Origin of the sequence: Rhodoplanes sp. Z2-YC6860 (genome assembly GCF_001579845.1) — a bacterium.
In the GTDB taxonomy this organism is placed as follows: domain Bacteria; phylum Pseudomonadota; class Alphaproteobacteria; order Rhizobiales; family Xanthobacteraceae; genus Z2-YC6860.
This window is the reverse complement of the sequence record NZ_CP007440.1, coordinates 2392291-2419289: the sequence shown is the minus strand read 5'-3', so window position 1 is coordinate 2419289 and position 26999 is coordinate 2392291. Positions and strand designations below refer to the sequence as shown.

Sequence of the window (26999 nt, the reverse complement as noted above, 5' to 3'; positions counted from 1 at the left end):
AAAAGCTATTTTCCGTTTCTCGCGTCTGCGATCAGCTCCCAGATCCGCGGCGGCGTCAATGGAAGCTGCCGCGGCTGAACGCCGAAGGAAGACAGTGCGGCGGCAACAGCATTCGCCAGCGCGCCTCCCACCGGGATGATTCCGCCCTCGCCTGCGCCCTTGGCGCCGAGGGGATTGTTCGGCGAAGGATGCGCTTCGAGAGACACGGCGCGCACGACCGGATAGTCGGTCGCCAAAGGCACCATGTAGTCTGCGAGCGAGCCCACGAGGATCTGACCGTTGCTGTCGTAGGAAACCTCTTCGGTGAAGGTGCTGCCGAGACCTTGCACGGCCGCGCCGATCACCTGTCCATGCAACGTCTCCGGATTGATGACGCGCCCGACGTCATCGACCACGCAATAATCCAGAACCTCGACACCGCCGGTGCCGGGATCAACCGCAACATGCGCGATCGCGGTCCCGTACGTGTACGTGTTCTTGGAGTTGTCGAACTTCGCATCCGACGAGAGGCCGGCAAAATCGGCCAGGCTGGCTCTGCCGCCGCCGGGCGCGGTCACGACATCTTCGGCGATGACGATTTGCTCGCGAGCCTCGCCAAATCTTGCGGCGGCGGTCTCTTTGATCTGAGCCAGCAACCCCTCTGCGGCTTTTACGATTGCTCCGCCGCCCATGACCGTGGCGCGCGATCCGTAAGAGCCGAAGCCGTTTTCCAGATAGGTGGTCGAGCCGTGATAAATCGTGACTCGATCAAACGGCACTTCGAGCGCGTCGGCCGCGATCTGGGCCATGATCGTCTCGACACCTTGGCCGAGCGCGGATGAGCCGACATAGACCGCGAAAGATCCGTCCTCTTGGATGGTGATGCGTGCCGTTTCGCTCGGGCCCGACCCGCCGCCTTCAATGAAACAGGCGATCCCGAGACCATGGTATCGCCCATCGATCAATTGTCCGTTAAACCTGACCTTCTGCTGCCACTCGGCCTCCGCGACACATCGGTCGAATGTCATGGCGTAATCGCCGGAGTCACACGCCGTGTCGCCGAAACCATCCAAAGGCCGGACTGGAGCAAGCGCATACGGCATCTCGTCCCGCACAATCAGATTCTTGCGCCGGATGTCCAGCCGGTCGATCCCCAGATCCTGCGCCGCCATGTCGAGCAGCCGTTCCATGAAGAACGAGCCTTCAAAGCGCCCGGGACCGCGAAACGTTCCGGAAGGCGTTTTGTTGGTGAGCATCGCGGCCGTGGTGATGCGTTGATGAGGGACGCGATAGGGCCCGGTGGTGAATTGCGTGACGTTGCGGACCGGCGTCATCCCGTTGGGACGAACGTAGGCGCCGACATCGACCCAGATGTTGCCGCGCAGTCCGAGGATCACGCCGTCCTTGTCCATTGCGATTTCAAGATCGCAATCGGCCTCACGGGAGTGTCCGGTCGCCATGAAGTGTTCGCGCCGATCCTCGATCCATTTGACCGGGTGGCCGAATTTTCGCGCCGCGAATGCGACCAGAAAATCTTCGGGATAGAACTCGCCGCGCGCGCCAAAGCCGCCACCGACGTCGAATTCAATGTAATCGATCGCGGTTTCCGGAAGCTCCATCATGCGCGCCATGGCACGCCGGCTGTGGAACGGAAGCTTGGCCGCACCCGACACCGTCAGATGACCTGCCGCCTCATCCCATTCGGCCAACAGCCCACGAGGCTCCATCATCATCGCGGTGATGCGGTGAATCTTGAACTGCTCCCTGCGCGTGTAAGCGGCCGTTCGAAACGCAGTGTCGGGATCGCCGATATCGGCAATGTATAGGGTCGCGCAGTTGTCCTTTCTGCCTTCGAACAGGGTTGCACCGTCGCGCAGCGATCCGGAACGATCGGCGACGACGTCCAACGGCTCGATCTCGACCGATATCGTCTGGGCCGCGTCTTCCGCAATTTCCGCACTGTCCGCCAGCACCATCGCAACGGGCTCGCCGACGTAACGAACGACGTCGGAGGCAATAGCTGGCTGGGCAAAAGGCGCGATTTCCGGACTGGGGCGCCGGAACGGAATTTTTGGAACAGGCCCGCCCAGGTCGCGGACTAGGTCGCGGGCCGTGATAACGGCTCGAACGCCGCGCAGCGCCTTTGCCTCCTCCGTATCGATCGCTCGCAGACGCCCATGCGCAACCGAACTTCGCACGATCGCAGCATGCCATTGGCCCGGCCGATCGAGATCGCCAACATACTGGCCGCGGCCTCGCAGGAATCGCAGGTCCTCGGTCCGCTCAACCGGACTGCCAATCAGCGTGTTGTGTTTTCTCATGCTCGGGCTGCGAATTCTCTAAGCTTTGGCGACCGGCTTTGCTAACGCAAAATCATGTAGATGCCGAGAACAACCAGCCCGGACGCCATGACGATCACCTGTCCCCAGGCGGCGCCCTCGTTCTTTGTCCAGTCTGGCGGAACGCAGCTCAACGCCGCCAGGGCGAGAACCATCGTCAGGGCGAACCCGTCCATTCATTTTCACTCGGTGAAACTCCCCCCTTGCGATAGCGGTATGTCGAAGCGGCGACTCAGGCAAGCCCGATCGGTCCCACCGCTTGCCACGCCTGTCCCTCCCGCGCATTCTTAGCCGCGCTGAGCCATGCAAGAGAGCAAGCCATGATTGTCCGATACGAAGCCGATGGCACGATCGTCATGATCACGCAGAGCGACCACGCGCTCGCGTCGGGGCTGTTCGCGGCGCATTGGGGCAACGACACATTCGAGAAACCGCGGCCTTACCACTCGCTGATGCGCGCCGCGATGTTCCATGACCGCGGCTGGATCCGCTACGAAACCATTCCGATGCTCGATGCGGAGGGCAAGACGCCGAGCTATCGCCAGGTGCCGAACTCACCGGAGCAGCTCAAGGCTTTCGAATGGGCGCCCGAATGGCTCGGCGAGATCGACCCCTACGCCGGATTGATGATCGCCAAGCATCGCACCGGCCTCTGGCAGGGCCGCTACGGCGTCATCACCAATCCGCCGGCGATCCAGCGCGGCGAGTTGCCGCCGCACATCAAGGCGTTCATCGCCCGCAACGAGGACAAGCAGAAGCCTGTCGCCGCGAAGTTCGATGCCAAGGAGCTTTCGACCAACTACAACCTGCTTCAGGTCTGGGACATGATCTCGCTCTATATCTGCCAGAACGAGAAGCTGACCCCTGACGTCATCGATCCGGTGCCGGTTGGCTACGCCGACAAACCGGGCGTCGCGATGTCGCTCACGCCTCTCGGCGACAACAGGATCGCGCTCGACCCCTACCCGTTCGACGAGCCGTCGCTGACCACCAACATCGTGCATCGGCGGCTGACACAGAACAAATTCAAGGACGAAGCCGAGTTGCAGGCGGTCTATTTCCGCACCACGCCACAGACGATGGCGTTTACGTTCGTGCCGAAGACGTAGAGCGCTCGCGACCGAGCCGGATGGGTGCGGCGACCACGCCTACATGCAATCCGGCACGAACATCTCCTCGATGGAGAGCGGCCGGGACGTCAGCCCCTGCTCGTGGGTGTAGCGCACCGCGGTCTCGACGATCTTGCGATTGGTCTCGCCGAGGCCGTAGGCCCACGGATCGGGCCCGAACAGCTTGCGCTCCTCCTCCCAATGCGCCGCGAACCACGGCAACGGCACCACACGCACGTTGGCCATGCGCTTGTAGGCGAGTTGCTTGGCCTCCTCGAAGGCGCGGCACAGCATCATCGGCACCCAGGGATATTTCTCGACGATCTCGTTCTTGATCGCGGTGACGTGCATGATCGGGAAGATGCCGGTTTTCTCGAAATAGGCACGCTCCTGCGCCGGATAGTCCGGGAACAGGCGCACCATGCGCGGATCGCCGTCCAGGATCGGCTTGGGCGTCTGCGGCGTCATCATCGCCGGCAGTTCGCCGTTCAGCAGCATGCCGACCGCGGTCTTGCCCTTCGGCACGCGCTCGACCTTCAGCCACGGCGGATAGGTGCAGGCGGCGTCCTCCTCGCGCTCCAGCACCCAGGTCTGCTCGCGGAACGGCACGCCGTGGAACTCCTGCAGGATGCCGTTGATCCAGACGTTGCTGGCCGGCTGCAGCGTGGTCGAGCCGATGCGTTTTCCGATCAGGTCCTTCGGCGTTTTGATTCCCGCCTGCGGGTTGACGAACACATGCCCGTGTCGGAAGCGCCGGAACAGAAAGATCGGGATCGCCGTGATCGGCACGCCGCTGTCGCGCGCGACCAGATAGGTCGGCAGGTTGAGCTCGCAGACATCGAAGGCAAGGTCGCGCACCATCGCGCCATGCCGCTCGGGATTGGTGAGCTCGGTGATGAACACGAGATCGATGCCCTGCGGCTTCACCGTGCCGTCCATCAGCGCGCGGATGTGATCGAAGTCGTCGCAGGCCAGGGTCAATTGCAGGCGGCTCGCCATCGTCTCGCTCTCTATTTGTATCGCTGCGCCAGGCGGAGCTTGGAGGCTCCATCATGTGAGGCGCTCTGGCGGCGCGGGTCAAGCGCACGAGGCCAAGCCGCGCATTGCATCCACGGCATGGCCCTTGCAATATACCGATCGGAATTGTCCCGCAGCCCACGTCGCAGGGCCTCATGCAGCCGGTGCGCGCCGCCGCTTCATCCGACATTCGCGCCGACAGGGCCTCGGCGCTGATTCTCGCGCGCGGCCTGTCCAAAACTTACGCAACGAGCGCAGGACAGATCACCGCACTCAAGAATCTCGACTTCGAAATCCACGAGGGCGAATTCGTTTCCGTCGTCGGCCAGAGCGGTTGCGGAAAGTCGACGCTGCTCAAGGTCCTCGCCGGTCTTTTGCCCTACAGCTCCGGCTCGGTTGAGCTGAACGGCAAGCCGCTGCGCGGCCCCACCCCGCAGGCCGCGGTGGTGTTTCAATCGCCGGTGTTGCTGCCGTGGCGAACCGTGCTCGACAACGTCCTGCTGCCAATCGAGTTTCGCAAACTGCCGGTCGCGAGCTACCGGAAGAATGCCATCGACCTGCTGGCGATGGTGGGCTTAAGCGATTTTGCGCAGCGCTATCCGTTCGAGCTGTCGGGCGGCATGCAGCAGCGCGCTGCGATCATCCGGGCGCTGGTGCAGGATCCCAAACTGTTATTGATGGACGAGCCGTTCGGGGCGCTGGACGCCATGACGCGCGAGCAGATGAACATCGAACTGATGCGGATCTGGGGCCAGAGCGGCAAGACGGTGATCTTCATCACCCACTCGATCGCCGAGGCGATCTTCCTCTCGGACCGCGTCATCGCGATGACGGCGCGTCCCGGCACCATCGCCGACGTCATCACCATCGACCTGCCGCGGCCGCGCGACCTGTCGGTGATCAATACCGACCGGTTCGGACGCTATGCCGCGAGGCTTCGCTCGCTGCTCGACGCGCAGGGAGGGATGTTCTGATGACAGCCGACGCATCGACCTCCGCGGAGCGAGCCGAGCAGCCGCCGAGCATCCTGCGGCGCTATCCGCAGTTCACCGTCTCGCCTTTGATCTTCGTGGTGCTGGTCGCGGCGTGGTGGCTCTCGACCGATGTGCTGGGGCTTCCCGCCTATATCCTGCCGCCACCCGAGCAGGTTCTGTACGCGCTGATCGGGGGCTTGAGCCGCTCACCGTGGGACAAGGCGAGCTACTGGTATCACGCCGGCATCACGGTCTGGGAGGCGGTGCTCGGCTTCCTCATCGGCTCGGCCGCCGGCGCGTTCCTCGGGCTGGTGCTGTCGCATTGGCCGATCCTCGGCAAGAGCTGGTATCCCTACATCGTCGGTTTCCAGTCGCTGCCCAAGGTGGCGATCGCACCCTTGATGGTGGTCTGGTTCGGCTTCGGCCTCCAGGGCAAGGTGTTCATCACGGCGATCATCACGTTCTTTCCGGTGCTCGTGAACATGATGGCCGGCTACCAGTCGGTCGAGCCGGAGCGCATCGAGCTCGCGCGCTCCTGCAATGCCAGCGAGCTGCACCTGCTCACCAAGATCATCATCCCGAGCTGCCTGCCCTATCTGTTCGCGGGGCTCGGCGTCGCGTCGGTGCTGTCCATTCTCGGGGCCGTGGTCGGCGAGTTTGTCGGCGCGAGTGCGGGCCTCGGCATGCTGCTGATGCAATACAATCAGGCGATGGAAATCTCGCCGATGTTCGCGGTCATCCTGTTGCTGGCCATCATCGGCTTCCTGATGAGCTATCTCGTCACGCTGGTCGAGCGCCGCTATTGCTTCTGGGCGCAACGATCGAACGCGACGGCACGCCCATGATCGAACATCACAGGAATGACGGAGGCGTCACCGTGGGTCAGCGAATTTCCCGTACCATGCTTGCACTGGCTGTTGCCGCCGGCGTCTGCTCCGCGGTTGTCCGTCATGCGGACGCGCAGTCGTTGAAGAAGATGACGCTGGTGCAGATGCACCCCAACATCGGCATCGGCGAAGAGATCTTTCTTTACGCGGTGCCGAAGCGGCTCGGCTTCTTCAAGGCGGAAGGCCTCGACGTCGACATCCAGAACTCCCAGACCGGCATGATCTCGGCGCAGGTTCTGCAGTCGTCGAACGCCCAGGTCGGCACCACGGCCGCCGCTGCGGTCATGACCGTGCGCGAGCAGAACGGCGACCTCATCTCGTTCTTCAACCTCAAACGCAACGCCGGGACTTTTCTGGTCGTTCTCAAGGACTCGCCGATCAACAAGCTCGAAGACCTCAAGGGCAAGAACGTCGGGGCGCCGTCGTTCGGTGCCGGCGGCGGGCTCGGTCTGAAGCAAAACCTGAGCGCGATCGGCATCACGCCGGAGCAATACACGGCGATCGCGACCGGCGCCGGCCCCTCGGCAATCGCGGCGCTCAAAAGCGGCAAGATCGACGCGCTGGTGATGTGGGACGCGATGCTCGGCGCCGCGGAGAACACGGGTCTCGATCTGCGCACGGTCAAGATCCCGCTCGAGGACGGCCAGGTCGGCACCACGCTGGCCACCACGGCGTCGTTCGCCAAGGCCAACCCGAAGGAGGTCGCGGGCTATTGCCGCGCCATGACCAAAGGGCTGCTGTTTACGGCCACCAACCCTGCGGCAGCCATCAAGATTTTCTGGGAGGAATTCCCGACCTCCAAGCCCACCAGTCTCGACGACGCCACGGCGCTCAAGAACAGCGTGCACATCATGAACCGCTTCCTCGAAAAGGCGCTGCAGGATCAGCCCAAGGACGCGCCGCTCGGCAAGTTCATCGTGGAGAACTGGAAGAACACCCACGAGGCCTTCGTCAAGCTCGGCACGCTGAAGGGCGCGGAACGTCCCGAGGCGTCTTTCACCGAACAATTCATCACGGCTTGCAACGACTTCGATCACGCCGCGATCGTGGCGCAGGCCAAGGCGATGAATTGACCGGCAGACGCCGCGCCAACCTAGAAGTTGATCGACAGCTCTCCGAGCTTCGCAGACTTGGTGAAGCCGAAGAACCGGGACGGATTGTCCCAAAGAATCTGCTGCCGAGCTTCCTTGCTGGGCACCCAGCTGCTCAACACGTCGGCCTCCTGACGATATTCGACCGGGGCGATCTTCGTCGGGCGCTTCGCCGGACCGACGTCGGGATTCAAGAAGGGCCAATCCGAACCCCAGATGCACCGCTCCGCTCCAAAAGCGCCAAGCAGCTCGGTCGCGAAGGGCTTTACATCCTCGTAAGGCTGTCTCTTCCAGGAAATCCGGAATCCGCCGGACAGCTTGATGACCGCGTTGGTCGTGCGTCCGAATTGCAGAAGGGCCTGAAAACCAGGCGCGCCGAGACCTTCGGCCAGCATCGGCCAACCGACGTGCTCGGCGATGACCTTCACCTCCGATCGCAGGAGCTGCGGGATGATCGCAGGCCAAGCGCCGGCGGCAGCGAACACCTCAACCCAGAAATCATGCTTGTGACAGCGCCGGAGAAAGGCGCCCATCTTGTCGCTTTCGAAGAGATGGGGATCGAACGTGATGAGGCTCAGGCGAACGCCGACGACGCCTCGGCTCTTGAGATCGACGAAATCCTCATCGGGGGCATCCAACGGAAGCGCTGCAAGGGCTTTCACCGTTCCCTTCGCTGCGGCAATGACGTCCAGCATCGCGCGATTGTCGAACGCGTAAGCGCCGGGCTGAATGAGGAGACAGTGGGTGATTCCGTTCTTTCCCAACGTCGCAAAGAGACCCGGAGGACTCGCCGCAAGATTGCTCTCATCAATTCGGCTGCCGGTGGGATGCAAGTACGGATATCGTTGCGGCCAGTGCGAATGAAGATGGCAGTCGGCGGCGAACTCACTTGAAGACATAGATACGACTCCGTGGCTTGCGAAAACTTTCGGCGCGGCAATGATCCCGGGTGCGGTGCGGCCCTTACGGGGCGTACTCGGGCCGCTTCGGCGTGAAGATGTCGATGTTGATGACCGGCTCGTCCCCCAGAACCTCGCCCCAGTGGGTGACGCCTGACGGAATGACAACCAAGCCGCCCGGCCCGAGATCGACGACCTCGTCTCCGATGTGAAACCGCATGCGGCCCTCGGCGATGTAGGCGATCTGTTCGTGCGGATGGCTGTGCGGCTTGGGCTCATGCCCCGGGGCAAGCCGATGCATGGCAATGGTTGCGGCACTTCCGGAGAAGGCCTTCTGCTCCACGCCTTGGCGGACCTTCTTCCACTCGATCTTACTCCAATCAATCTGATGCAGATTCATGGCCCAGCTCCATTTTTTCAGTCCTTGAACAACGGTGAGCGATCAATGCCTAGGCGTCCGGCGGCACCGTAGCCGGCACGCCGCCTTCGAAAATCGGGATCAACCGATGCGAGGCATATCGCCAGACGCCCTCGTCATTACGAACGCAATCGCTGACGATATCCGCGATCATGATCGCCGGCAGCGAAGGCCGGACCGGCCGGCCATCGGCGGCGTAGAGGCACATCACACAGCAGAAGCTCGCCTTGTCGCCGGCGTGGGACAACATCCGGAAATTGGTCACGACATGCCGTGCGGTTCGGTCGCCGCGACTTTCCCGCCAGCGATAGAACTCCGCGACGGCCTCGCGGCCTTTCATGGCCTTGGGACCGATCGCGAACACGCCATCGCTCACGTAGAGCTCGCTGGCTTTGCGGCCATAGTTGTGGTCGACCTCGTACCAATAGTCGATTTCAAGGTCCGTGAGCTCCTGCAACATCGCAATGCCCTCTTTCTGTCCGATGCGACGCCCCTAGTCGCCGGCTTGAATCTTCGCCTTTTCAATGATCGCTTTGTTGAACTTGAGCTGCTCATCCGCGAACGTGCCGAGCGCTGCGGGCGTCGAGCCGACGACTTCGACCAGAAGGTCGTCATAGCGCTTCCGTATCGCGGGCTCCTTGAGCGCATCGGCAATCGCTTTTGACATCTTCTCGACGATCGGCGCGGGCGTCTCGGCGGATGCGAAGACCGCAACCCACATCGGATATTTGAAGCCGGGCAGCACCTCATCGATCGCCGGAATTTCCGGCATCTGAGGCGCGCGGCCTTCAGTCGACACGCCGAGCGGAACGACGCTGCCCGATTGGATGTTGCCGATCTGCGGCGCCAACCCGTCGATCGTCAGGTCGATCTGCCCGCCCAGAAGCGCAGTCGTCGTCTGGCCGCTGCCTCTGAACGGAATGTGGGTCATATCGAGACCCGCCTGGTCTTTGATGGCTTCCAGGGGAATATGCGATGCACCGCCGATGCCGCTTGATCCGAAGGTGAATTTTCCGGGGCTGGATTTCACCAGAGCGATGAATTCACGCAACGTCTTCACGTTCAGCGAAGGACGGGTGATCAGAACAAGGGGAAACTTGGCGACAAGCGAAACCGGTGCGAAGTCCTTGCGGACGTCGAAACCGGGGTTGCGATGGATGAAGGGCAGCGCCGCATAGCCCGGCCCTTGAAAGAGGAACGTGTATCCGTCCGAACCGGCGTTCGCGACGGCTTTTGTGGCCACGAGGCCGCCCGCCGCACCGTTGTTCTCGACGATGACCGGTTTGGGAAGCTGGCGGCTCAGGCCTTCCGCCAGGATCCTTGCCATCAGGTCGATTCCGCCACCCGCGGCCGATGTCACGATGAAGCGCACCGGCCGGTCAGGCCATGTGTCCTGCGCCTCTGCTCCGCAGATTCCCGACGCGAGGACGAGGGCGGCAACGACAGCGGATCGAACGGATACCATGGCCTTCCTCCGGATGCCCTTCTACCCAGGCAGGTGCGGGCTTGCTTGGCGTCGCGATCTTGATTATTAATAATTAATAGATTTGCAAAGATCAATGGCGGTGCGGCGCGTGCGGCGACGGGACACAGGGGAACGTGACGATGAAACGCTGCCCTGCTTGGCAAGACGTTCGCATTGCTGCGATGGCATGCGTGAAGCGCGACATCACAAGCCGCGATGACGCGCTGTCATCCCGCCATGATCGTCGCGCTGCGAGCGCCGCGACGCTGGAACGAAGCAAGGCAAGCCAATTCGGATTGAGACCGCGGCCCCGGAGATTCGTTCAAATCAGGAATGGCTTTCGAGCGCCAAAATCTGCACTCGTCTCGGAGAGAAGGCCACGGTATACAAATCCACATCACACACGAGTCGGCAGTCACCGATGTGCGGCCGCGGCTTTGGCTGATTGAGCATATGGCACGACCGAGGGCAAAAACTCTTTCCACTGCGAGCAGCGAAGCTCGAACCAGCCAGAAAGCGTCCAAGCCACCACCGGAAAATCTGGAAAAGCAGAATCCTCGACAAAGCGGCGCCGACCGTTTTTCGAGAACAGTCTGGCTGTCGGGTCTGCTGCGCGAACGGATTCTGAAGGGTGTGTACCGCCCAGGCGAACGGATCCGGGAAATTCAGCTTCGCAGCGAATTCGGATTCTCCAATGGACCGATCCGCGAGGCGCTGCAGGCTGTCGTGGCCGACGGCCTGGCGGAACGTGTGCACTGGGCGGGCATTCGCGTCAAAACGCTCGATGAGAAGCAGCTGGTCGAATTGTTTCAGGTGAGATTGGCCTTGCTGGAGTGCGCATCCGATCTTGCAGCGCGCAACATCTCTGCTGATTCACGCGCCAGCGCGGGTGTTTTGAAGAAAGAGCTGACCACAGGGTTCGAAGAGATCGAAAAGGACGGCGGCCACATTTCGTTCAATGGCGCGCTGTCGGCCTGGCTTCTCTCAACGGCAGGAAACGAGACCCTGAAAGAACTCTGGAACAAGACGATGCTGCAGACGCTGATCTACGTCAACGCATCGCTCATCCGAAGTCATGGCCGGAAGGGGCGGCTTCTGATCAACAAGCTGATCGACGCAATCTGCGCCGGCAACGTATCGGAAGCACGCGGGGCCGCGCGTGCATTGACAAAGCAGACCCTTCTCGACCTCGGCGTCAGCGCGGAATTGTGACGGCGTTCCGGTTGAACGCCGTCACAAGTTTGGAGACGGGCGCTGTTCTGCCAACCAACTGCGCGCTGAGCGCGAGGTTCATGACTTGAGTGCTGCCAAGACGCGTTTCGGCGTCATGGGATATTCGGCCAACTGCACACCCGTGGCATCGTAGAAAGCATTCGCGATCGCGGCGCCGACTGCGGGAATGGCCTCTTCGCCCGCCCCGATCGACGGATCGCTGCGCTTCATGACGATCGGCGTGACCTCCGGATGCTCGGCAAAGCGAAGCACCGGATAGCTCTCCCAGTCGAGGCTCGTGACGCCGGTTTCCGAGAAGGAGACCGCCTCCTTGAGAACCCGACTGGTCGCCTGGATCGACATGCCGACGACCTGGCTCTCCACGATGGCGGGATTGACGGCGATGCCGCAGTCGAATGCCACATGGAGATGCTTGGCGACGATGACGCCGGTCCGGCGATTGACCTCGATATCGGCAACCGCACTCGCGTAAGCAGCGCGGTGCGTCCCCAAGCCCACGCCGCGGCCACGCACGACGGCGTCGCCGCCATTCTCGGCCGATCGCCTGGGCTGCCATTTCGCGGCCAGGACGACAGCCTCGAACACCCCGCGCCAGCGCTCGTCCTTGATGTTGCGCCGGCGAAACTCGACCGGATCGAGCCTGCAGAGTTTCGCCAGCCGATCGATCAGTTGCTCCGACGCGAACGAATACGACAGATCCATGGGCGACCGGAGATTCGCCCCTTTCAGATAGCCGTCGAGCCCTGGCACCGCGTGGTTGAGCAGAAGCCTGTTGGGGATGTCGTACATCCCGCCGGTGTCGAACTTGTTGACAGAGAGCGAACCGGGGCCTTTGGCCAGTTCGTTGACCGGCTTGCCAGTGGCGAGATACTCGCTCGTTTCCTCGATCATCCAGCCGTGGTGCCAGCCCTGATACTCGTAGGAGCTCAAGCGGCCGTCCTTGTCGGCTCCGATCCGGCCCTCTCCCACGTGAGCTGGGCCGTAGTTGTCCCAGCCGAGCTCGTCCCATCGCATGAACTGCACGCGCACCGGCTTGCCCGCGTGCTTCGACATCAGAACCGCAGCAAGCGCGACGTCGTCCTGGCAGTTGTGCCCGAAGCATCCCGAGCTTTCGATGTACTGGACCTGGACCGCCTCCTTGGGCGCGCCGACCACCAGCGCGACGCGATCGCGGAGCGCGAACACATCCTGGCTCGAGCACTGAACCAGCACGCCCGACGTCTTCACATCGGCCAGCGCGCAGCTCGGGCTGAAGGAACCGTGCGCCTGATACGGCCCGTAGAACTTGCCGGAGACGAGGTGCTCGCCCCGCCCCTGCTCCACGTCGCCCTCTTTCAGCATCACGGTGTCGACGGTCTTCGCCGAGCGAAGCTTGTCGTGCAGTTTGGCATCGCCGGGCAGCGACGCCGGCAGCTCCCAATCCACCTTCAGCTGCTCGGCCGCGCGCACCGCATCCCATTGACGCGGCGCGACCACGCCGACGAAATCGCGTTCACGCACGATCTGTACGCCGGCGATATGCTTGACGCTTTGCTCGTCGACCGAGCGGATTTTCGGCGGCTGCCCGTAACCGCCCTGCCCCTTCGGCCTCACCACCCGGCCGTGCAGCATCCCCGGCATCGCCGCGTGCTGCATGTATTCGTATGTGCCTTTCACCTTGGCGGGCAGGTCGCGGCGCGGCACGCGCGATCCAACCACCTTGTATGACGCCGGACTCTTTTGCGGAGCCTTCCCGGTCAGCGCGATCTGCTCGCCCTCGGGACCGATCAGCTCGCCATACGCAACCGACCGGCCGCCGCCGGAGATCACGCCGTTGCTGACGGAGAGCTCGTCGGCCGGCACGCGGAGCTTCTCGGAGGCGCGGCGCAGCATCTCCGCGCGAATCTCTGCCGCCGCCGACCGCAGTTGCGGCCCAGCCTGCTGGATCGAAGAGCTGGAGACAGTTGCGCCCTGGTTCATCGAATGCGCGGTGTCGACAGGCGCTGCCGAAACGTGCTGGAGGTCGATGTCCAGTTCCTCGGCCACGAGCTGCAGCATGCTCGTGCCGTTGCCCTGACCGAGCTCGACCTTGCCGAGATAGACCGTCGCCGAATTGTCTTTGCCGATTGCGATCCAGGAGTTTGCGAGCTTCGGATCGTGCAGCACGGGCGCAGCCGAGAGCCGTCTCGTAGATGCCGGCAGCGCGAGACTGAAGCCGATGACCAGCGCGCCCTTGAGGAGATCGCGGCGCGGGAGACTCGCGAAATGATGTGCGCTCATTTCGCCACCTCCGCGGCCGCGCGGTGGATCGCCTTCACGATGCGCGGATAGGTTCCGCAGCGGCAGAGGTGGCCGTCCATTGCTTGCCGGATGTCGTGGTCGGACGGAGATGAATTCTGCGAGAGAAGCTCGGCGGCTTTGATCGCCATGCCGTTGTAACAGTACCCGCAGTGCGGCGCCTGCTCGTCGATGAACGCCTTCTGGATCGGATGCAGCTCAGGCGTTTCCGCGAGTCTTTTCTGCTGCGCGTAGTATCGGGGCAAGCCTTCAAGCGTCGTGATGACGCCATCGGTCACCGCGGATATGGGCGTCACGCATGACCTGATCTCGCGGCCGTTGAACAGGACCGAGCAGGAACCGCACTGCGCCAGCCCGCATCCGAAACGCGGACCTTTCAGCTTCAGATCGTCGGCAAGGACATACAGCAGGGGCGTGTCGGGGTCGGCGTCCACCTGGTGGTCTTGTCCGTTCACGGTGAGCTTCATGGCGATTTCTCCCTGACGGCTGCCGTTCGTTCCGCTCTGGGCGGCGCGGCAGCTCGCGCCATGTTAACTCACGGGTGAATTAATAGACAATATGCCTCAAAGCCCCCCAACAACCTGTTTTCAGCCGTCCAATGATGCGCCAACGTCGAATACAGTTGTGTTGCCGTCAGAAGTCCTTGCCGGCCCACTCGCTGAATTCGATGACGTTGGTGTCGGGATCGCGAATGTAGAACTGCCGGCCGGGGAACGTGCCGGTCGACCGTGCCTCCTCGTCGAAAATCTCGACGCCCTTCTCCCGCAGGAACGTCTTGCAGTCCTCGTAGGTGCTGCCTTCGATCGCAAAGGCGTGGTGCACCGTCCGCTTGCCCTCGACGTTGGGCTTGATCGGCGGATCGGTCTTGCAGAGGAGCACGTAATCCTTGCCGGCCATCAGGAACATGATCTGGTAGGCTGGCGAATATCTGACGAAGGTCAGCCCAAGAATCTCGGTGTAGAATTTCTTGCTGGCTTCGAGGTCGCTGACCGGGATTCCGAAATGCACCACACCGCGAGGCTTGATTGCCGACATGACCGTCTCCATCCGTCTTTTGCAGCATTATAGCCGATGGAGACCGCGTGTCACCATAAAGTCAGGTACCCTGACCATTTGGGATGACACGACAGATGCCCGGTGGTAAGTTCGCCGCGGATTCATTGCCCGATCGGCAGCACAAGCCCATGAACGACATGTCGTCATCCCCTTCGCTCCGCGACTACCTCGCACGCATCAAGGATATCGCTTCCGCGGTGTCGGTTGCGGGAAACGATATCGAGCAGAACCGCCGGCTGCCGCCTCAACTGGTCCAGGCGCTGATCGACGGCGGCTTCTACCGGATGCTTCAGCCTCGCTTCCTGGGCGGCGCGGAGCTTTCGCTCGATGCCTTTTCGACGCTGGTCGAGGAGCTCGCCCGGCTTGATGCCAGCACCGCGTGGTGTGTCGCGCAGTGTGCATCCTGCGCCATGGCGGCCGCCTATCTCGACCGCGATACGGCGCTCGAGTTGTTCGGACCGCCGGAAGGCATCGTGGCGTGGGGACCGCCGGCGCCATCGGAGGCGCGCGTCGTGGACGGCGGATATCGCGTCACGGGGACTTGGAATTTTGCCAGCGGCGGGCGGCAGGCGAGTTGGATCGGCGGCCAAGCTTATGTGGTCGGACGCGACGGCAAGCCGCTTCGCAACGACAGCGGAGCGCCGGTCTTCCGCATGATGCTGTTTCCGAGCCAGGACGTGCAGATGACCGACGTCTGGCACGTGATGGGCCTAAAAGGCACCGCCAGCGACACTTACGGCGTCAAGGACGTGTTCGTTCCGGATCGCCTATCATTCGCTCGCGACGAGGAGTGCGACCGGCGGGAGAACGGGCTTCTCTTCAAATTCAGCACCAGCAATCTCTACTCGTTCGGCTTTGCCGCGGTGGCGCTCGGTATCGCGCAACAGATGCTGGATGACGCGATCAAGGTGGCGAGCGACAAGACTCCGACGGCCTCCAAGCGTGCCATGCGCGATAATAACGTGATCCAGGCGCAGATCGGCCGTTCGGAGGCCACGCTGCGCGGCGCGCGCCATTATCTCCACGGCGTTGCGCGTGAGCTTTGGCAGGCGGTTTCGGAGCACCCCGAGGTGACCCGCGCGCAGAAGATCGAGATCCGGCTCTGCTCGACCTGGGTGATCCACCAGGCCATGTCCGTCGCGGACACGGTCTACCACATGCTCGGATCAACCGCCGTGTTCGAAAAGAACCCGTTCGAACGGCGGTTCCGCGACATTCACACCCTAAGTCAGCAACTTCAGGGGCGGCAGGCCCATTTCGAGAGTGTCGGACAGGTGATGCTGGGGCTCGAGCCCGACACCGTGCTGTTCACGACTTAAGGTCGGCCGGTGCGCGTGGATCAACCGGGACTAGGACTGACGCGACCGGGCGCGAGGCTTCGCCGTTTGCTTGGGAGCCGGCACGTCTGCGACGCGACAGTAGGCACCCAGCGCCGTTCGCAAAGCCGCAACGTGGCGGGCGCCGATGCGCGATGCCAGTTCGCGCTCGGTGCTGGCGACGGCCCTGCGAATGGTGTCGAGCAGCATCCGCCCGGACTCGGTGAACGTGACGATTTTCGCCCGCTTGTCGCTCGCGTCGGCATCCAGCCGCACAAAACCCATCTTGCGAAGCTGTTCGATCATCTCGCTCATCGATTGCTTGGTGACGCCCGCACGGGCAGCCACATCGGCAATCCTGGTGCCGGCAAGATCGATGTGACGCGTGACGGCGAGATGGGCGATACGGATGTCGGAATAACCCTTGTCGTTGACCAGAGCCAGCACGCGCTCCTGGAAACGCCGTGTCGAGTCGAACAGCAGACGGCCGGTGTTGTCGTGTCGCCAAGTCATAGGAGCGCGTCGTTATCCCACAGGTCCAGATCAAGGCCCGCGAGGTGTTGCACGGGGCTGCTGGCTTGTCGAGCCGCATGAGTTGCCGTCAAAAAAGATCAAAGGGAGGAAGAAAAGAAAATGAAGTGGGCACTTAAACTGATGTGCTGCATGGCCGCCGTGACATTGGCGTCGCCGCTGCATGCGCAGGACTACCCAAACCGTCCGATCACGCTGCTGCATGGCTTCGGCGCCGGCGGCAACGCGGACACCATGGCCCGGATCCTCGGCGAAGCCATGAGCAAGGGACTTGGTCAGCCGATCCTGGTCGAAGCGAAGCCTGGCGCCAGCGGCATGCTGGCCTCCGAGACCATGACGCGCGCCGCGCCCGACGGCACGACGATGCTGATGCTGACCGCCGCACACGCCACGACGGCGAGCCTGTTCAAGACGCTCAAATACGATCCGAACAACGATTTCGCGATGCTCACCACCATCGCGTTCTTTCCCTACGTCCTCGCCGTGGCTGGAGACAGTCCCTACAGGAACCTGGCCGAACTGATCGCCGCGGCAAAGCAGAAGCCCGGCGAGATCACCTACACCTCTGTCGGCGTAGGGAGCGTGCCGCATCTGACGGGCGAGCTTCTGGCGAGCCAGGCCGGCATCAAGCTCACCCACGTGCCGTACCGAGGCGGAACCGCACCGACCACCGATGTGCTGGCCGGCCGCGTCGACGTTCTGATCGATACGCAGACTGTCAGCATGCCGCAGATCACCGGCGGCAAGCTGCGCGGCATCGGCGTGACCAGCAAGTCGCCTTGGCCCGGCACGCCGGGCATCCCAACGGTGGCCGAGACCGTGCCCGGCTTCGAGGTGGAAACCTGGATCGGTCTCGTCACCGTCCAGAACACGCCTGCGCCCATTCAGGCGCGATTGCACGACGAAGCCGTCAAGGCGCTTGCCAATCCTGAAGTCGCGGCCAAGCTCCGCACGCTCGGCGCCGCGGTGCGATCCAGCACCCCGGATGAGATGCGCAAGCTGGTGAGAGGCGAGATCGAACGCTGGGGCAAGGTGATCAAAAACGCCGGGATCGAGCCACGCTGATACCGAGAGCAGGCGTGGCTGCCACACAAACAGCAGGACAAACATAGCGGCCGTCAGCGAGCGCGTTGCTCGGTCATGCCGCTGAGGTCCCTCTCTTGTGATTGATCGATGGCCGTGCCCCGATGCAGCGGGCAAACACGGATTTGCCGATCAGCGCCGCGATTTTTGGGGGTCGCCAGCAAGCTCGCCGCGGCTAAAGTAGAATGCGCACGATCGGGCGCCCGCTTGGACGCCGCGAATGAGGTGGATTGCGATGCGCGGCCGGCAGCCTGCTGCAATGCAATGCAGCGCCGCAAACTCCTGCGCCAATTATCGGCAAGCGCGAGATTTCGTCACGCTGCATACTGGCGGGATGCTGTCAGAATGACATCAGTCAACGGAGGTCCTGAGATGCGCTTGCGTTCGATCCATCGCCGTCACTTCCTGGCGACCGGCCTCGTGGCTGTTGGCGGCGCCGCCATGGCGAGCGTCGGCCACAGCCAGGGAATGCCTGTCATCAAGATTGCGGCTTCGCGCAACGCGGCTGCGCCGGTCTGGAATCTCAGCAACATCTCCGAGCGCTTCGGCTTCAAGGTCGAGATGGCCGTGCTCTTCACCTATGCCGAACAGGCGCGCGCGGCACAAACAGGCCAGACCAACTCCGCCACCTGCGGCATCGATACGATGGCGACCGTCGCGGATCAGGGCATCACCAATCTGCGATACATCGCTGCGGACCAGTATGGCGGGCAAAACCTGGTCATGAAGACCGGCGTCAATCCGGCCAAGTGGTCGGATCTCGAAGGCAAGACCATCGGTGTCGTGCCCGGCACCTGGGCGCGGGTGATGTTCTTCATCGCCGCCAAGGAAGGCGGTGCGGACTTGAGCAAAATCAAAGTGACCAACGTATCGGTTGGCGCCACGGCGCAAGAAGCCTTGCGTCGCGGCGACGTCGACGGTGTCGTCTTGTTCACGCCGCAGTGCGACCAGCTCGTCGTCGCCGGCATCGGCCACTATCCGGAGAAATTGGACATTGGCTCATCGTCGCTGGGCTGCGCCAACTCCGGCCTGCTCGCGACCACGGAGCTTCTGGCCGACAAAACACTCTCGACCAATCTGATGAAGGCCTATCTCGCCAGCATGGACGAAATCCGCGATCCCGCGGTCTTTACCCGTCTGGTGACGAGCCTCACCGCGGTGTCGGCGGACGTGGCCGCGTTGTCGCTCAAGAACCAGATCTTCAGCGAGAAGATCGACGTCAAGGCGATCGTCGGAGCGGCCAAGCTCGGCACCGAATATGGATTCACGAAGTCCGACACCTCGGGCAAGGTCGAAGCCCTGATCGACTTCGGCCCGCTGATGGCGGCGAGCGGCAAGAGCCGCGAAGAGCTGACGGGGCCGCCGCCGGAAGCAGCCAAGCTGGTGCGCCGTTGAAGTTGCAATGACAACGAACGGCCGCGCTCAGGCATCGGGTCACGATTTCGCGAAGCGCGATGCACCGCTCGCTTTGAACTTGCTGTCGCGAATGAAGCCGGGCCGATGGGCTCTCGGCTTGGTCGTGCCAGCGCTGCTGGTCTTGTTCTGGCAGATTGCCGGCGATCTCGGCTGGACACCGCCAGGCTCGATCCCGACGCCGGCCGCCGTCGTCGAGAGTTGGTACATCTGGATTTTCGGACCGGTCACGCCGCTCGCGTGGCATTCAGGGACATGGACATTCTATGTCCTGCTGAGCCTGCGCCGCGTGGCCGCCGGCTTTGCGATTGCATCCGCCACCGGCGTGACGTTTGGACTGCTGCTCGGGTGGTATGCGCTCGTCAACGATCTCTTCGATGGATTGATCAATTTCCTTCGCGCCATTCCGACGACGGCGTGGGTGCCCTTCACGGTGTTCTTCTTTGGCATTCACGAGTCGGCGGCCGTCTTCCTCATCGCATTCGGGGCGTTCTTTCCGATCGCAATGAGCGTTGCGGCGGGCGCACGCCAGACGCCGCGAACCCTCACCCGCGCCGCCTTGATGCTGGGCACGCCGCCACGCCGGCTGCTGCGAAGGGTTGTTCTGCCCGCGACCCTACCATCCACTTTTGCCGGACTGCGAATAGGGCTGGGGCTTTCATGGGTTCTGGTGATCGTCTCGGAAATGCTCGCCGTGCAAGGCGGACTTGGCTACGCCTTATGGTCGGCGTATCAGGTCAACCGGCTTGATCTGATCGTCGACGCCATCGTCAGCGTGGGCGTTCTGGGATTGATGTCCGACTGGTTGCTCGTGAAGCTGTCGCGGATGACGCTTCGTTGGCAAAGAGGGTTGGTCGGCCAATGAGCAGCACACCCGTCATCGCATGCCATGAGCTCACCAAGGCCTATCACGACATCAGTCGCGGCGAGACGGTCGTCGCCTGCAAAGACATCACCTTGCAGATCCACCGCGGCGAGTTCATCACCGTTGTGGGTCCGAGCGGCTGCGGCAAAACCTCACTGCTTTATATTCTTGCCGGCTTCGAGACCAAGACGTCCGGCTCGATCATGATCGATGGCCGCCCGATCCAAGGCCCCGGCCCGGATCGCGCCGTGGTCTTTCAGGAATTTGCTCTCTTCCCATGGCTCGACCTTCGAAAGAATGTCGAATTCGGACCGCGTGAACGCGGCGTCCGCCAGTCCGATATCGATGAAAGCGTAAATCGCATTTTGCGCACCGTGGGCCTGGAAAGCGCCGCCAACCGATATCCTCACGAGCTTTCCGCCGGCATGCGGCAGCGCGCGGCACTGGCCCGGGTCCTCATCAACGACCCGAAAATCCTGCTCATGGACGAGCCGTTCGCCGCTCTGGAAGCGCAGACGCGTCTCGCGTTGCAGCGCGAACTCAGCAAGCTATCGGCAGAGATGTCGCTGACCGTGATGTTCATCACCCACAGCGTCGAGGAAGCCGTCCTGCTGGGCGATCGCGTCCTTGTCATGTCCACGCGGCCCGGCCAGATCATGGCCGATGTCAGCATTCCGCTGCCGCGTCCGCGCGATCCGACCTCACCGGAATTCAACGAGCACAGGCGTGAAATCGCGAGGCTTCTGGAGCAAGCGAGCCTAGCGCCCGTGAAGGCATCATAAGAACGGACATTCGGAGAAGAGCATGGAAAAGCCCGCAGCAGCCCGCAACGTCGTGAGCCTGGACAGCGTCAAGCGGCGCGACGTCGAATCCAACGAGGTCTCCCTGCTCTCGCCCAGCGCTAAATCTCACACTCGATAGAGGCACATTCCATGCTGAAGCTGCCGACGCACGGTCGCTATCCGTTTTCGCCGATCAACAAGCGCCCGGTCTACGAATGGCCGAACGGCAAGAAGCTTGCGTTCTATATCGGTCTGAACGTCGAGCATTTCGCGTTCATGGCCGGCATCGGCAACGACCCGTTCACGGGCTCGGGAGGCGCGCAAACCCAGCGCAATTTTGCTTGGCGGGACTACGGCCTTCGCGTCGGCATCTGGCACGTTTTCGACATGCTCGACGAACTGAAAATCCCGACGACAGTTCTGCTCAACAGCCTGGTCTGCGAGCACGCTCCGGAGGTGATCGAGCGGATCAAGGAGCGCGGCGACACGATATGCGCCCACGGCCGCACCAACTCGGAACTCGGCAACGCGTTGTGGGAGCACGACGAAGCCAGAATGATCGCCGAGTCGACCGATCTCATCACCAAGCATTTCGGCAAGCGTCCGACAGGCTGGATGGGTCCGGCCGCCGCGGAGTCGCGCGTCACGCCGGATCTGCTGGTCGAAGCGGGCTACACCCACACGCTCGGCTGGCCGGTCGACGATCAGCCGATCTGGATGAAAACACGGTCGGGTCCGATTCTGTCGGTGCCCTATCCCATGGAGCTCAACGACATGGGAACGAACGTGCTTCGCGATCAGACCGGCGAAGAGTTCGAGAAAATGATCGTCGACCAGTTCGACGAGTTGCTCGAACGGTCGGCGTCGAAGCCCTTGGTCATGTCGGTGGCGCTGCATCCGTTCATTTGCGGACAGCCGTTCCGTCTTCGGGCGTTGCGGCGGGCGCTGAAGCACTGCGTGGCCCAATCCCAGAACGCGGTCTGGTTCACGCGCGCCGACGCGATCGCGGAGCATTGCTTCTCGCTGCCAAGCGACAAGCTTGCACGTCCTTAGTTCATCAGAAGGTGATCGCCGCGTCGACCTAAGACCCAGTCGGCGCGGACCTCACGATCTCCAAATGTGCTCAAATTGACGAGCCGCAATTTGCTCATAAGCTAACGGCCGATCCAAGAGGCCGTTGGCCATCGCAAACTTATTCAAGCCATCGACTGCGATAGGCGTAATCGTCGCATCGTAAAACGGTGCGTCCCGGCCGACCAGGATCGGGATCATCTCGGCCTCGTCGCCGGGGAACAGTTCATCGCCCACCTTCTTGGCGAGCTTTGGATCGGCCTTGAGCGCTTTTTGCGTGGCGACGATCGCACGCACCGCAGCGGCCGCAACCTCGGGCTCTTTCTCGATCAGAGCGTCGGTCATCGTCAGCGCAGCAAAATTGTAATGCCGCGCATCCGGCGGGCCGTCGCCGCGGCGCAGATCGAGATGCAATTTGGCGATGCCCGCCTTCTCGGCGAGAGCGAGCCGCATGCCATTGCCCCAGAAGCAGTCGGCGAGATTCTCCCGCAGCGCTCTGACCCCATCGAGACTGTGCGACTCGGACTTCGAGGGCAGGCTTTCGACAATGCGAACCTCTTCGCGGCTTAAATCCAGTCCCGCCTGGGTCAACATGTGCCGCAGCGCGGTGCATGGAAATGCGAACGACGTTGAAATCCGCAGACCTTTGAGCGCCTTGATGTCGCCGCGGCGGATGTCGATGTCCTTGCGGATTCCCATGAACCAATAGGAATGCTGCGCCAGCGCCGCGACAAGCTTCACACCCTTCCACGCCGGAAAGGCACGCGTTGCGGCAAACGCGGGACCGCCGAAGAAATGGATGTACCCCTCGCGAAGCCGCTCGGGGCCATGCTTGGCGCCATACTCGGCAACGAACTCGACGTCCAAACCTTGCTCTTTGAAAAAACCGAGTTTCACCGCAGCGGTCGCCACGAAATACGATGGAGAATCGAAGTCCGCCACCATCATCCGATACATCGTTTTACCCTTCCGACCGCTTGCGGCTTTTGAACTCCGCAACTCTTGAACCAAATTACATGCGCACCGGCAAGCCAGAGCCGGATTTCCGTCGAGCAGAACTCGTGTCAGTGGAAGCGGAGCAAGGTCCGCGACATCTTCGGCGTCCCGATCATCCGCCGGATGCAATTCCCGCAGCGATGACAGCGTCACGATAGACGGCTCTCTCCTTTTGCAGGACCGCACCAAACTCCGCCGCCGTCGATCCACCCGGAACAATCCCGAGCTTTTGCAATTTCTCGATCACGGCCGGATCGCGAACCGCCTTGATCGCTTCGCGCTCGAGAATGCCCTGCACCGAAGCGGATACTCCTGCAGGAGCCAGCAAACCGTTCCATGCTTCGACGACGAGGCCCGGAAGCGTTTCGCCGATGGTCGGGAGATCCGGAAGGTTCGGAAGGCGTTTGTCCGTGGACACCGCCAATATCTTGATCGTGTCGCTCGAAGCCATCGGCAGAATTTCAGAGGCATTGCCGAAATACATGTCGATATGCCCGGCCATGAGGTCGGTCATCATCTGCGAGCCGCCTCTGTACGGAACATGCATGATTTCGATGCCTGCGCGCTTGCCGAAAAGCGCTCCGGCGAGATGACCTATCGTTCCATTGCCGCCCGAGCCGTACTTCACCGCGCCCGGATTGGCCTTGGCGTATTTGATGAAATCCTCAACAGTCGCGACTTTCAGCTTTGAGCTGACGGCCAGGATGTTAGGACCGGTTCCGTAGATGCTGATCGGTGCGAAGTCTTTCTGCGGATCGTAGCGCACGGTCTGGACGAATGGCGTGACCGACGTCTGAGCCGTTGTGGCGAAGAACAACGTGTGGCCGTCCTTCGGAGCCCTCGCGACGAATTCCGCGGCCAACGCGCCGCCCGCACCGCCCTTGTTTTCCACCAGAACGGTCTGCCCCAGGCTTTGCGTCAGGCTTCCGGCCAGAAGGCGCGCCATCGTGTCGGTGTTGCCGCCTGCGTTATAAGGCACGATCAAGCTGATGGATGATTTCGGCCAATCCTGCGCGAGCAATGGCCGTGGCGCCAACAGCACTGAAACGACGATGGCGGCAAGCCATGCGGCTAACAGCCGACGACGAACAGGCGCCTGCGTGTTGCTTTGCTTCAAAGTCTTTCTCCGAGCGCGAGTAATGCTCATCACGCGTCCATTCGATCGAGCCAGGCCGCCGTGAGTTCGGTGACGACATCTTCATTGCCGATGAATCCATGGGCCTGAACGGGCGAATTTCCGGCCTTTGACGGAACGACCGCCACCTCGACTCGTTTCGACGAGATCGCAGCCGCTTTGATATCGCCGACAATCTTTTCCCGCATGGTCACCGCGCCCAGACCGTGAATGTTGTCCGCAGGATCGTAGCAAACGAGCATGGGCACTTTGATTTGACGGATCATGGGTTCGACCGCAGCCTTGCTCGTGTCCACGTCTCTGTAACTCAGAAACGTCTCCGCCGAAGTGATGATCGGAGCTGTCTTTCTATAAGGCAGCAATCTGATTTCCTGGCCTTTTTGCTCGTCAACCAGCTTCCGGCATTCGTCTCGGAACTTCTGATAGAGGTCCGGCCCGAGCAGCGTGTCGCGGGTCACGGCCGGGATGCTGATGTGCGGTCCGTAGACGGCGATAGCCGAAAGCGAAGCGTCGGGACCGTCACCCGCGTAGTGCTCGACGATCGGCGTGCCAAGGCTGTGTCCCATCAGGACGACACGGCGGAAGCCCCGTTGCTTGAAGAAGGCGACCGCGTCGCGAACCTCCTGGACAGCCGCCTCAAAACTCGACCAGCGAAAGCTCTGGCCTGAATGCGCGCCGTTGTATCCGAGGGTCGTATAGCCACACCCGGCAAGCGAGGTGGCGAGGAACATCGTCGGTCCCACATACCAGAACTGCTCCACACCGTGGACCATGATCAGAGCGGTATCGCGCGGGCGAGCGGCCGAGACCGGCGCGAATACGGCCCCCTGCACCCGCCTGCCGCAGCTTTCGAATTCGATCAGCTCGGTTCGAACGCCTTCCGGCGGCAGATATGGGCTTGTCATGGCTTCTCCGTCCGAGCCGAGCCGCTTTTGTTGCATGCCGCGGCCCGGCACGTTCGTATCAGAACGAGAAGCCGATGATGTGCCTTATCGGAGCTTTGCCGCGAACCGACTGAACAGCTGAGCAGCATTGCGCCATTCCATAGGCTCCAGGCGCTCGCCCGCGAACTGCGGCAAATTCACCAGGCTTGCGATCTGGTCCGTGACGAATTCGCGCTCCAGGTAAGGCCAGTCGCTTCCATAGAAGATATGCGAAGGGTCGGCCATTTCGGTCAACGCAGCCATGGGCGCAGCGCCGCCGGCGATCGCCACATCGAAATACAAAGCCTTGAGATAGGGCGCGACACCTTCGGGAACGCGCTCGATGAACGGCGGCACTTCGCGGTCGGACTCCTCCATCAGCCTCAGCCGGACCGAGAGGTAGGGCAGAGCGCCGCCCGCATGCGCCAAGATCCATTTGATATTGGGATAGCGCGCCATGACGCCGTTGTAGATGAGGTTCGCGGCCACACGGGTCGTCTCGAACGGGTACTCGATGTAGGCAGCCCACATCTTGAGCCGCAGAGTCGGGACATAGGCCGGGCTCGCCGGATGCACGAAGGCGACGACGGATCGCCGGTGCAACTCCTCATAAAGCGGCGTGAACGCAGGATCGCCGACATAAAACCCATTCTGGCTGGAGAGCAGGATGACGCCATCGGCGTGGAGGGTATCGAGGGCATACTCCAACTGCCGCAATGCACCGTCGACGTCAGGCAGCGGAAGCGTCGCAAAGAAGCCGAGCTTCTCGGGCGCATGAGACACGAACCTGGCCAGCGCCTCGTTGGTCTTTTCGGTCAGATAGCGCGCCTTCGCATCGTCGCCATGATGAACGCCCGCCACGGAAAGCGGGTTGAGGATCGCGGCATCGATCCCGAGCTCCGCCATCGAACGCAGCACGGCCGGCGCGTCGGGATTCTTCCGCAACGGCCGGGACGGATCGACCGCTCCGGATCGCACCAGTGCCTCCTGATATTCGGGAAGCACGATGTGATGATGCACATCGATGAAGCGCAGGTCCGACAAGTTTTTCAAAGGCGACTTCCTTCTTATGCAGGTTCGATCAGATCGGACTCAAACCCGCCCGATCAACGACGGCGTGCCATTGCACGACATTGTCCCGAATGGATTTGGCAAGCGCCTCCGGGCCGCCACCGGCCGGCGCGATTCCCAATGCGGAAAAGGCTTTCTGGACATCGGGATCCCTGAGCGCGACCTCGACGGCCGCAGCGAGTTTGGCGACGATCGGTTCTGGCGTGCCGGGCGGTGCCAGCATTGCGGTCCAGTTCGAGACATCGAAGTCTTTGAGTGTCGTGGATTCGGCAACTGTCGGCACGTCGGGCGCAGCAGGAGAACGCGCCTTCGTGGTCACCGCAAGGAGCCTGAGGTCTCCCGACTGCGCCGGCTGGACAAAGGGCGCAATCATCGCGACCGCCGCATCGACGTGTCCGCCGATCAAATCCGAGACGACCTTGGCCGACCCCTGGTACGGGACCTCCGTCCACGCGGCGAGCCCGATCCGCTGCCGGAACATGAGGCTCGTCAGATGGCTCACGGTCCCGTTGCCGGTCGACGCCATGGACAGGGCTTTTCCCTGCTTCCGAGCAAGCGCCACGAAGTCTCCTAGGTTGGCGACCGCCAGATCCTTTCTGACCGCCAAAGCTCCCGATGCCGTGGTCAGCATCGACACCGGAGCGAAGCCGTTGACGACGTCGTAGCCGGAATTCTTGTACATGCTGGCGTTCGAGGTGAGCGTGTCGGTGTTCACCAGAAGCGTATAACCGTCGGGAGCCGCCTTCGAGACAAAGGCCGAACCGATGTTGGTATTCCCGCCGACCTTCTGTTCGACGATGAAGGTTGTGCCGAGCGAGCGCGTGAGCGCCTGTGCGATCACGCGAGCGACGATGTCAGTGGTGCCGCCTGCCGCGGACGGCACAATGACGTGAACGGGCTTCGATGGATACGCCGCAGCATCCTCCCCGCGTGCACCGGCCGCCGGAAGCAGAAGCATGACGGCCATCGCCAGGATCGGAAGCATCCAACCGAACGGCACTCGCACCGCCATTCGCTTCGAAAGGACATCGTGCATATTCAAGTCTCCGTATGTCGTGACACCGCGAGA

27 protein-coding genes are annotated in these 26999 nt (G+C 62.3%); 11 read left to right on the top strand and 16 right to left on the bottom strand.

What is annotated here, in order from left to right; all coding sequences use genetic code 11:
- Nucleotides 1-5: 5 nt before the first annotated feature.
- Together RHPLAN_RS11340 and RHPLAN_RS39295 are read right to left on the bottom strand one after the other, a co-directional pair.
- Entirely contained in the window at nt 6-2300 is a 2295-nt protein-coding gene (locus RHPLAN_RS11340; protein WP_068017471.1) for a xanthine dehydrogenase family protein molybdopterin-binding subunit, read from the bottom strand.
- Nucleotides 2301-2341: 41 nt separating this feature from the next.
- Nucleotides 2342-2494 (bottom strand): hypothetical protein, encoded by a 153-nt coding sequence (locus RHPLAN_RS39295; protein WP_157100223.1) that lies wholly within the window; start codon nt 2492-2494, stop codon nt 2342-2344.
- A gap of 144 nt (nt 2495-2638) precedes the next feature.
- On the opposite strand from RHPLAN_RS39295, the gene RHPLAN_RS11335 reads away from it, so the two are divergent.
- Nucleotides 2639-3427 (top strand): DUF3891 family protein, encoded by a 789-nt coding sequence (locus RHPLAN_RS11335; RefSeq protein ID WP_068017467.1) that lies wholly within the window; start codon nt 2639-2641, stop codon nt 3425-3427.
- Nucleotides 3428-3466: 39 nt separating this feature from the next.
- Here RHPLAN_RS11335 and RHPLAN_RS11330 read toward each other — a convergent pair whose 3' ends face one another.
- Nucleotides 3467-4426 (bottom strand): ABC transporter substrate-binding protein, encoded by a 960-nt coding sequence (locus RHPLAN_RS11330; RefSeq protein WP_068017462.1) that lies wholly within the window; start codon nt 4424-4426, stop codon nt 3467-3469.
- A 173-nt stretch (nt 4427-4599) separates the two neighbouring features.
- Here RHPLAN_RS11330 and RHPLAN_RS11325 point away from each other — a divergent pair, with 173 nt between their 5' ends.
- The 3 genes from RHPLAN_RS11325 to RHPLAN_RS11315 are packed head-to-tail and all read left to right on the top strand — an operon-like array spanning nt 4600 to nt 7378.
- Nucleotides 4600-5418, top strand: coding sequence for an ABC transporter ATP-binding protein (locus tag RHPLAN_RS11325; protein WP_068017459.1), 819 nt, complete (start codon nt 4600-4602; stop codon nt 5416-5418).
- Nucleotides 5418-6263, top strand: coding sequence for an ABC transporter permease (locus RHPLAN_RS11320; RefSeq protein ID WP_068017454.1), 846 nt, complete (start codon nt 5418-5420; stop codon nt 6261-6263). The genes RHPLAN_RS11325 and RHPLAN_RS11320 overlap by 1 nt, the downstream gene beginning before the upstream one ends.
- A 32-nt stretch (nt 6264-6295) precedes the next feature.
- Nucleotides 6296-7378, top strand: a complete 1083-nt coding sequence (locus tag RHPLAN_RS11315) for an ABC transporter substrate-binding protein (protein WP_198164846.1) — start codon at nt 6296-6298, stop codon at nt 7376-7378.
- Nucleotides 7379-7398: 20 nt separating this feature from the next.
- Here RHPLAN_RS11315 and RHPLAN_RS11310 read toward each other — a convergent pair whose 3' ends face one another.
- The 4 genes from RHPLAN_RS11310 to RHPLAN_RS11295 are packed head-to-tail and all read right to left on the bottom strand — an operon-like array spanning nt 7399 to nt 10178.
- A complete protein-coding gene (locus RHPLAN_RS11310; protein ID WP_157100221.1) occupies nt 7399-8463 on the bottom strand; it encodes an amidohydrolase family protein in 1065 nt (354 codons plus the stop codon).
- Complete coding sequence (locus tag RHPLAN_RS11305) at nt 8360-8695, bottom strand: cupin domain-containing protein (protein WP_068017445.1); 336 nt, start codon at nt 8693-8695, stop codon at nt 8360-8362. Before RHPLAN_RS11305 ends, RHPLAN_RS11310 begins: the two co-directional genes overlap by 104 nt.
- A 49-nt stretch (nt 8696-8744) precedes the next feature.
- Nucleotides 8745-9173: a nuclear transport factor 2 family protein gene (locus RHPLAN_RS11300; protein WP_068017442.1), complete on the bottom strand. Its 429-nt coding sequence runs from the start codon at nt 9171-9173 to the stop codon at nt 8745-8747.
- A gap of 33 nt (nt 9174-9206) precedes the next feature.
- A complete protein-coding gene (locus RHPLAN_RS11295) occupies nt 9207-10178 on the bottom strand; it encodes a Bug family tripartite tricarboxylate transporter substrate binding protein (protein ID WP_084244709.1) in 972 nt (323 codons plus the stop codon).
- Nucleotides 10179-10511: 333 nt separating this feature from the next.
- Here RHPLAN_RS11295 and RHPLAN_RS11290 point away from each other — a divergent pair, with 333 nt between their 5' ends.
- Nucleotides 10512-11390 (top strand): GntR family transcriptional regulator, encoded by an 879-nt coding sequence (locus RHPLAN_RS11290; RefSeq protein ID WP_084244707.1) that lies wholly within the window; start codon nt 10512-10514, stop codon nt 11388-11390.
- Between the two features lie 78 nt (nt 11391-11468).
- On the opposite strand, the gene RHPLAN_RS11285 is transcribed toward RHPLAN_RS11290, so the two are convergent.
- From RHPLAN_RS11285 to RHPLAN_RS11275, 3 genes are all read right to left on the bottom strand, one after another.
- A complete protein-coding gene (locus RHPLAN_RS11285) occupies nt 11469-13670 on the bottom strand; it encodes a xanthine dehydrogenase family protein molybdopterin-binding subunit (protein ID WP_068017429.1) in 2202 nt (733 codons plus the stop codon).
- Nucleotides 13667-14155 (bottom strand): (2Fe-2S)-binding protein, encoded by a 489-nt coding sequence (locus RHPLAN_RS11280; RefSeq protein ID WP_157100220.1) that lies wholly within the window; start codon nt 14153-14155, stop codon nt 13667-13669. Before RHPLAN_RS11280 ends, RHPLAN_RS11285 begins: the two co-directional genes overlap by 4 nt.
- A gap of 166 nt (nt 14156-14321) precedes the next feature.
- The gene (locus tag RHPLAN_RS11275; protein WP_198164844.1) at nt 14322-14723 is read right to left on the bottom strand and encodes a VOC family protein; all 402 of its coding nucleotides are present in this window, start codon (nt 14721-14723) and stop codon (nt 14322-14324) included.
- A gap of 95 nt (nt 14724-14818) precedes the next feature.
- On the opposite strand from RHPLAN_RS11275, the gene RHPLAN_RS11270 reads away from it, so the two are divergent.
- Nucleotides 14819-16063 (top strand): acyl-CoA dehydrogenase family protein, encoded by a 1245-nt coding sequence (locus RHPLAN_RS11270; protein ID WP_068017416.1) that lies wholly within the window; start codon nt 14819-14821, stop codon nt 16061-16063.
- A 30-nt stretch (nt 16064-16093) separates the two neighbouring features.
- On the opposite strand, the gene RHPLAN_RS11265 is transcribed toward RHPLAN_RS11270, so the two are convergent.
- Nucleotides 16094-16573, bottom strand: a complete 480-nt coding sequence (locus RHPLAN_RS11265; RefSeq protein WP_068017413.1) for a MarR family winged helix-turn-helix transcriptional regulator — start codon at nt 16571-16573, stop codon at nt 16094-16096.
- A gap of 120 nt (nt 16574-16693) precedes the next feature.
- Here RHPLAN_RS11265 and RHPLAN_RS11260 point away from each other — a divergent pair, with 120 nt between their 5' ends.
- From RHPLAN_RS11260 to RHPLAN_RS11240, 5 genes are all read left to right on the top strand, one after another.
- On the top strand, nt 16694-17656 hold the full coding sequence (locus tag RHPLAN_RS11260) for a Bug family tripartite tricarboxylate transporter substrate binding protein (RefSeq protein ID WP_084244703.1): 963 nt from the start codon (nt 16694-16696) through the stop codon (nt 17654-17656).
- Between the two features lie 390 nt (nt 17657-18046).
- On the top strand, nt 18047-19069 hold the full coding sequence (locus RHPLAN_RS11255; protein WP_068017407.1) for an ABC transporter substrate-binding protein: 1023 nt from the start codon (nt 18047-18049) through the stop codon (nt 19067-19069).
- A 7-nt stretch (nt 19070-19076) separates the two neighbouring features.
- Complete coding sequence (locus RHPLAN_RS11250; RefSeq protein WP_068017403.1) at nt 19077-19952, top strand: ABC transporter permease; 876 nt, start codon at nt 19077-19079, stop codon at nt 19950-19952.
- Nucleotides 19949-20734, top strand: a complete 786-nt coding sequence (locus RHPLAN_RS11245) for an ABC transporter ATP-binding protein (protein ID WP_068017399.1) — start codon at nt 19949-19951, stop codon at nt 20732-20734. Before RHPLAN_RS11250 ends, RHPLAN_RS11245 begins: the two co-directional genes overlap by 4 nt.
- 150 nt (nt 20735-20884) lie before the next feature.
- Nucleotides 20885-21787 (top strand): polysaccharide deacetylase family protein, encoded by a 903-nt coding sequence (locus tag RHPLAN_RS11240; RefSeq protein WP_068017396.1) that lies wholly within the window; start codon nt 20885-20887, stop codon nt 21785-21787.
- Between the two features lie 51 nt (nt 21788-21838).
- Here RHPLAN_RS11240 and RHPLAN_RS11235 read toward each other — a convergent pair whose 3' ends face one another.
- The 5 genes from RHPLAN_RS11235 to RHPLAN_RS11215 form a co-directional block, all read right to left on the bottom strand.
- Nucleotides 21839-22762: an ABC transporter substrate-binding protein gene (locus tag RHPLAN_RS11235; RefSeq protein WP_068017394.1), complete on the bottom strand. Its 924-nt coding sequence runs from the start codon at nt 22760-22762 to the stop codon at nt 21839-21841.
- Nucleotides 22763-22913: 151 nt separating this feature from the next.
- Entirely contained in the window at nt 22914-23747 is an 834-nt protein-coding gene (locus tag RHPLAN_RS11230; RefSeq protein WP_237180188.1) for a Bug family tripartite tricarboxylate transporter substrate binding protein, read from the bottom strand.
- 200 nt (nt 23748-23947) lie between these two features.
- Nucleotides 23948-24892, bottom strand: coding sequence for an alpha/beta fold hydrolase (locus RHPLAN_RS11225; protein WP_157100219.1), 945 nt, complete (start codon nt 24890-24892; stop codon nt 23948-23950).
- Nucleotides 24893-24925: 33 nt separating this feature from the next.
- Nucleotides 24926-25912 (bottom strand): amidohydrolase family protein, encoded by a 987-nt coding sequence (locus RHPLAN_RS11220; RefSeq protein ID WP_068017382.1) that lies wholly within the window; start codon nt 25910-25912, stop codon nt 24926-24928.
- Nucleotides 25913-25940: 28 nt separating this feature from the next.
- Complete coding sequence (locus RHPLAN_RS11215; protein ID WP_084244695.1) at nt 25941-26966, bottom strand: Bug family tripartite tricarboxylate transporter substrate binding protein; 1026 nt, start codon at nt 26964-26966, stop codon at nt 25941-25943.
- Nucleotides 26967-26999 lie beyond the last annotated feature (33 nt).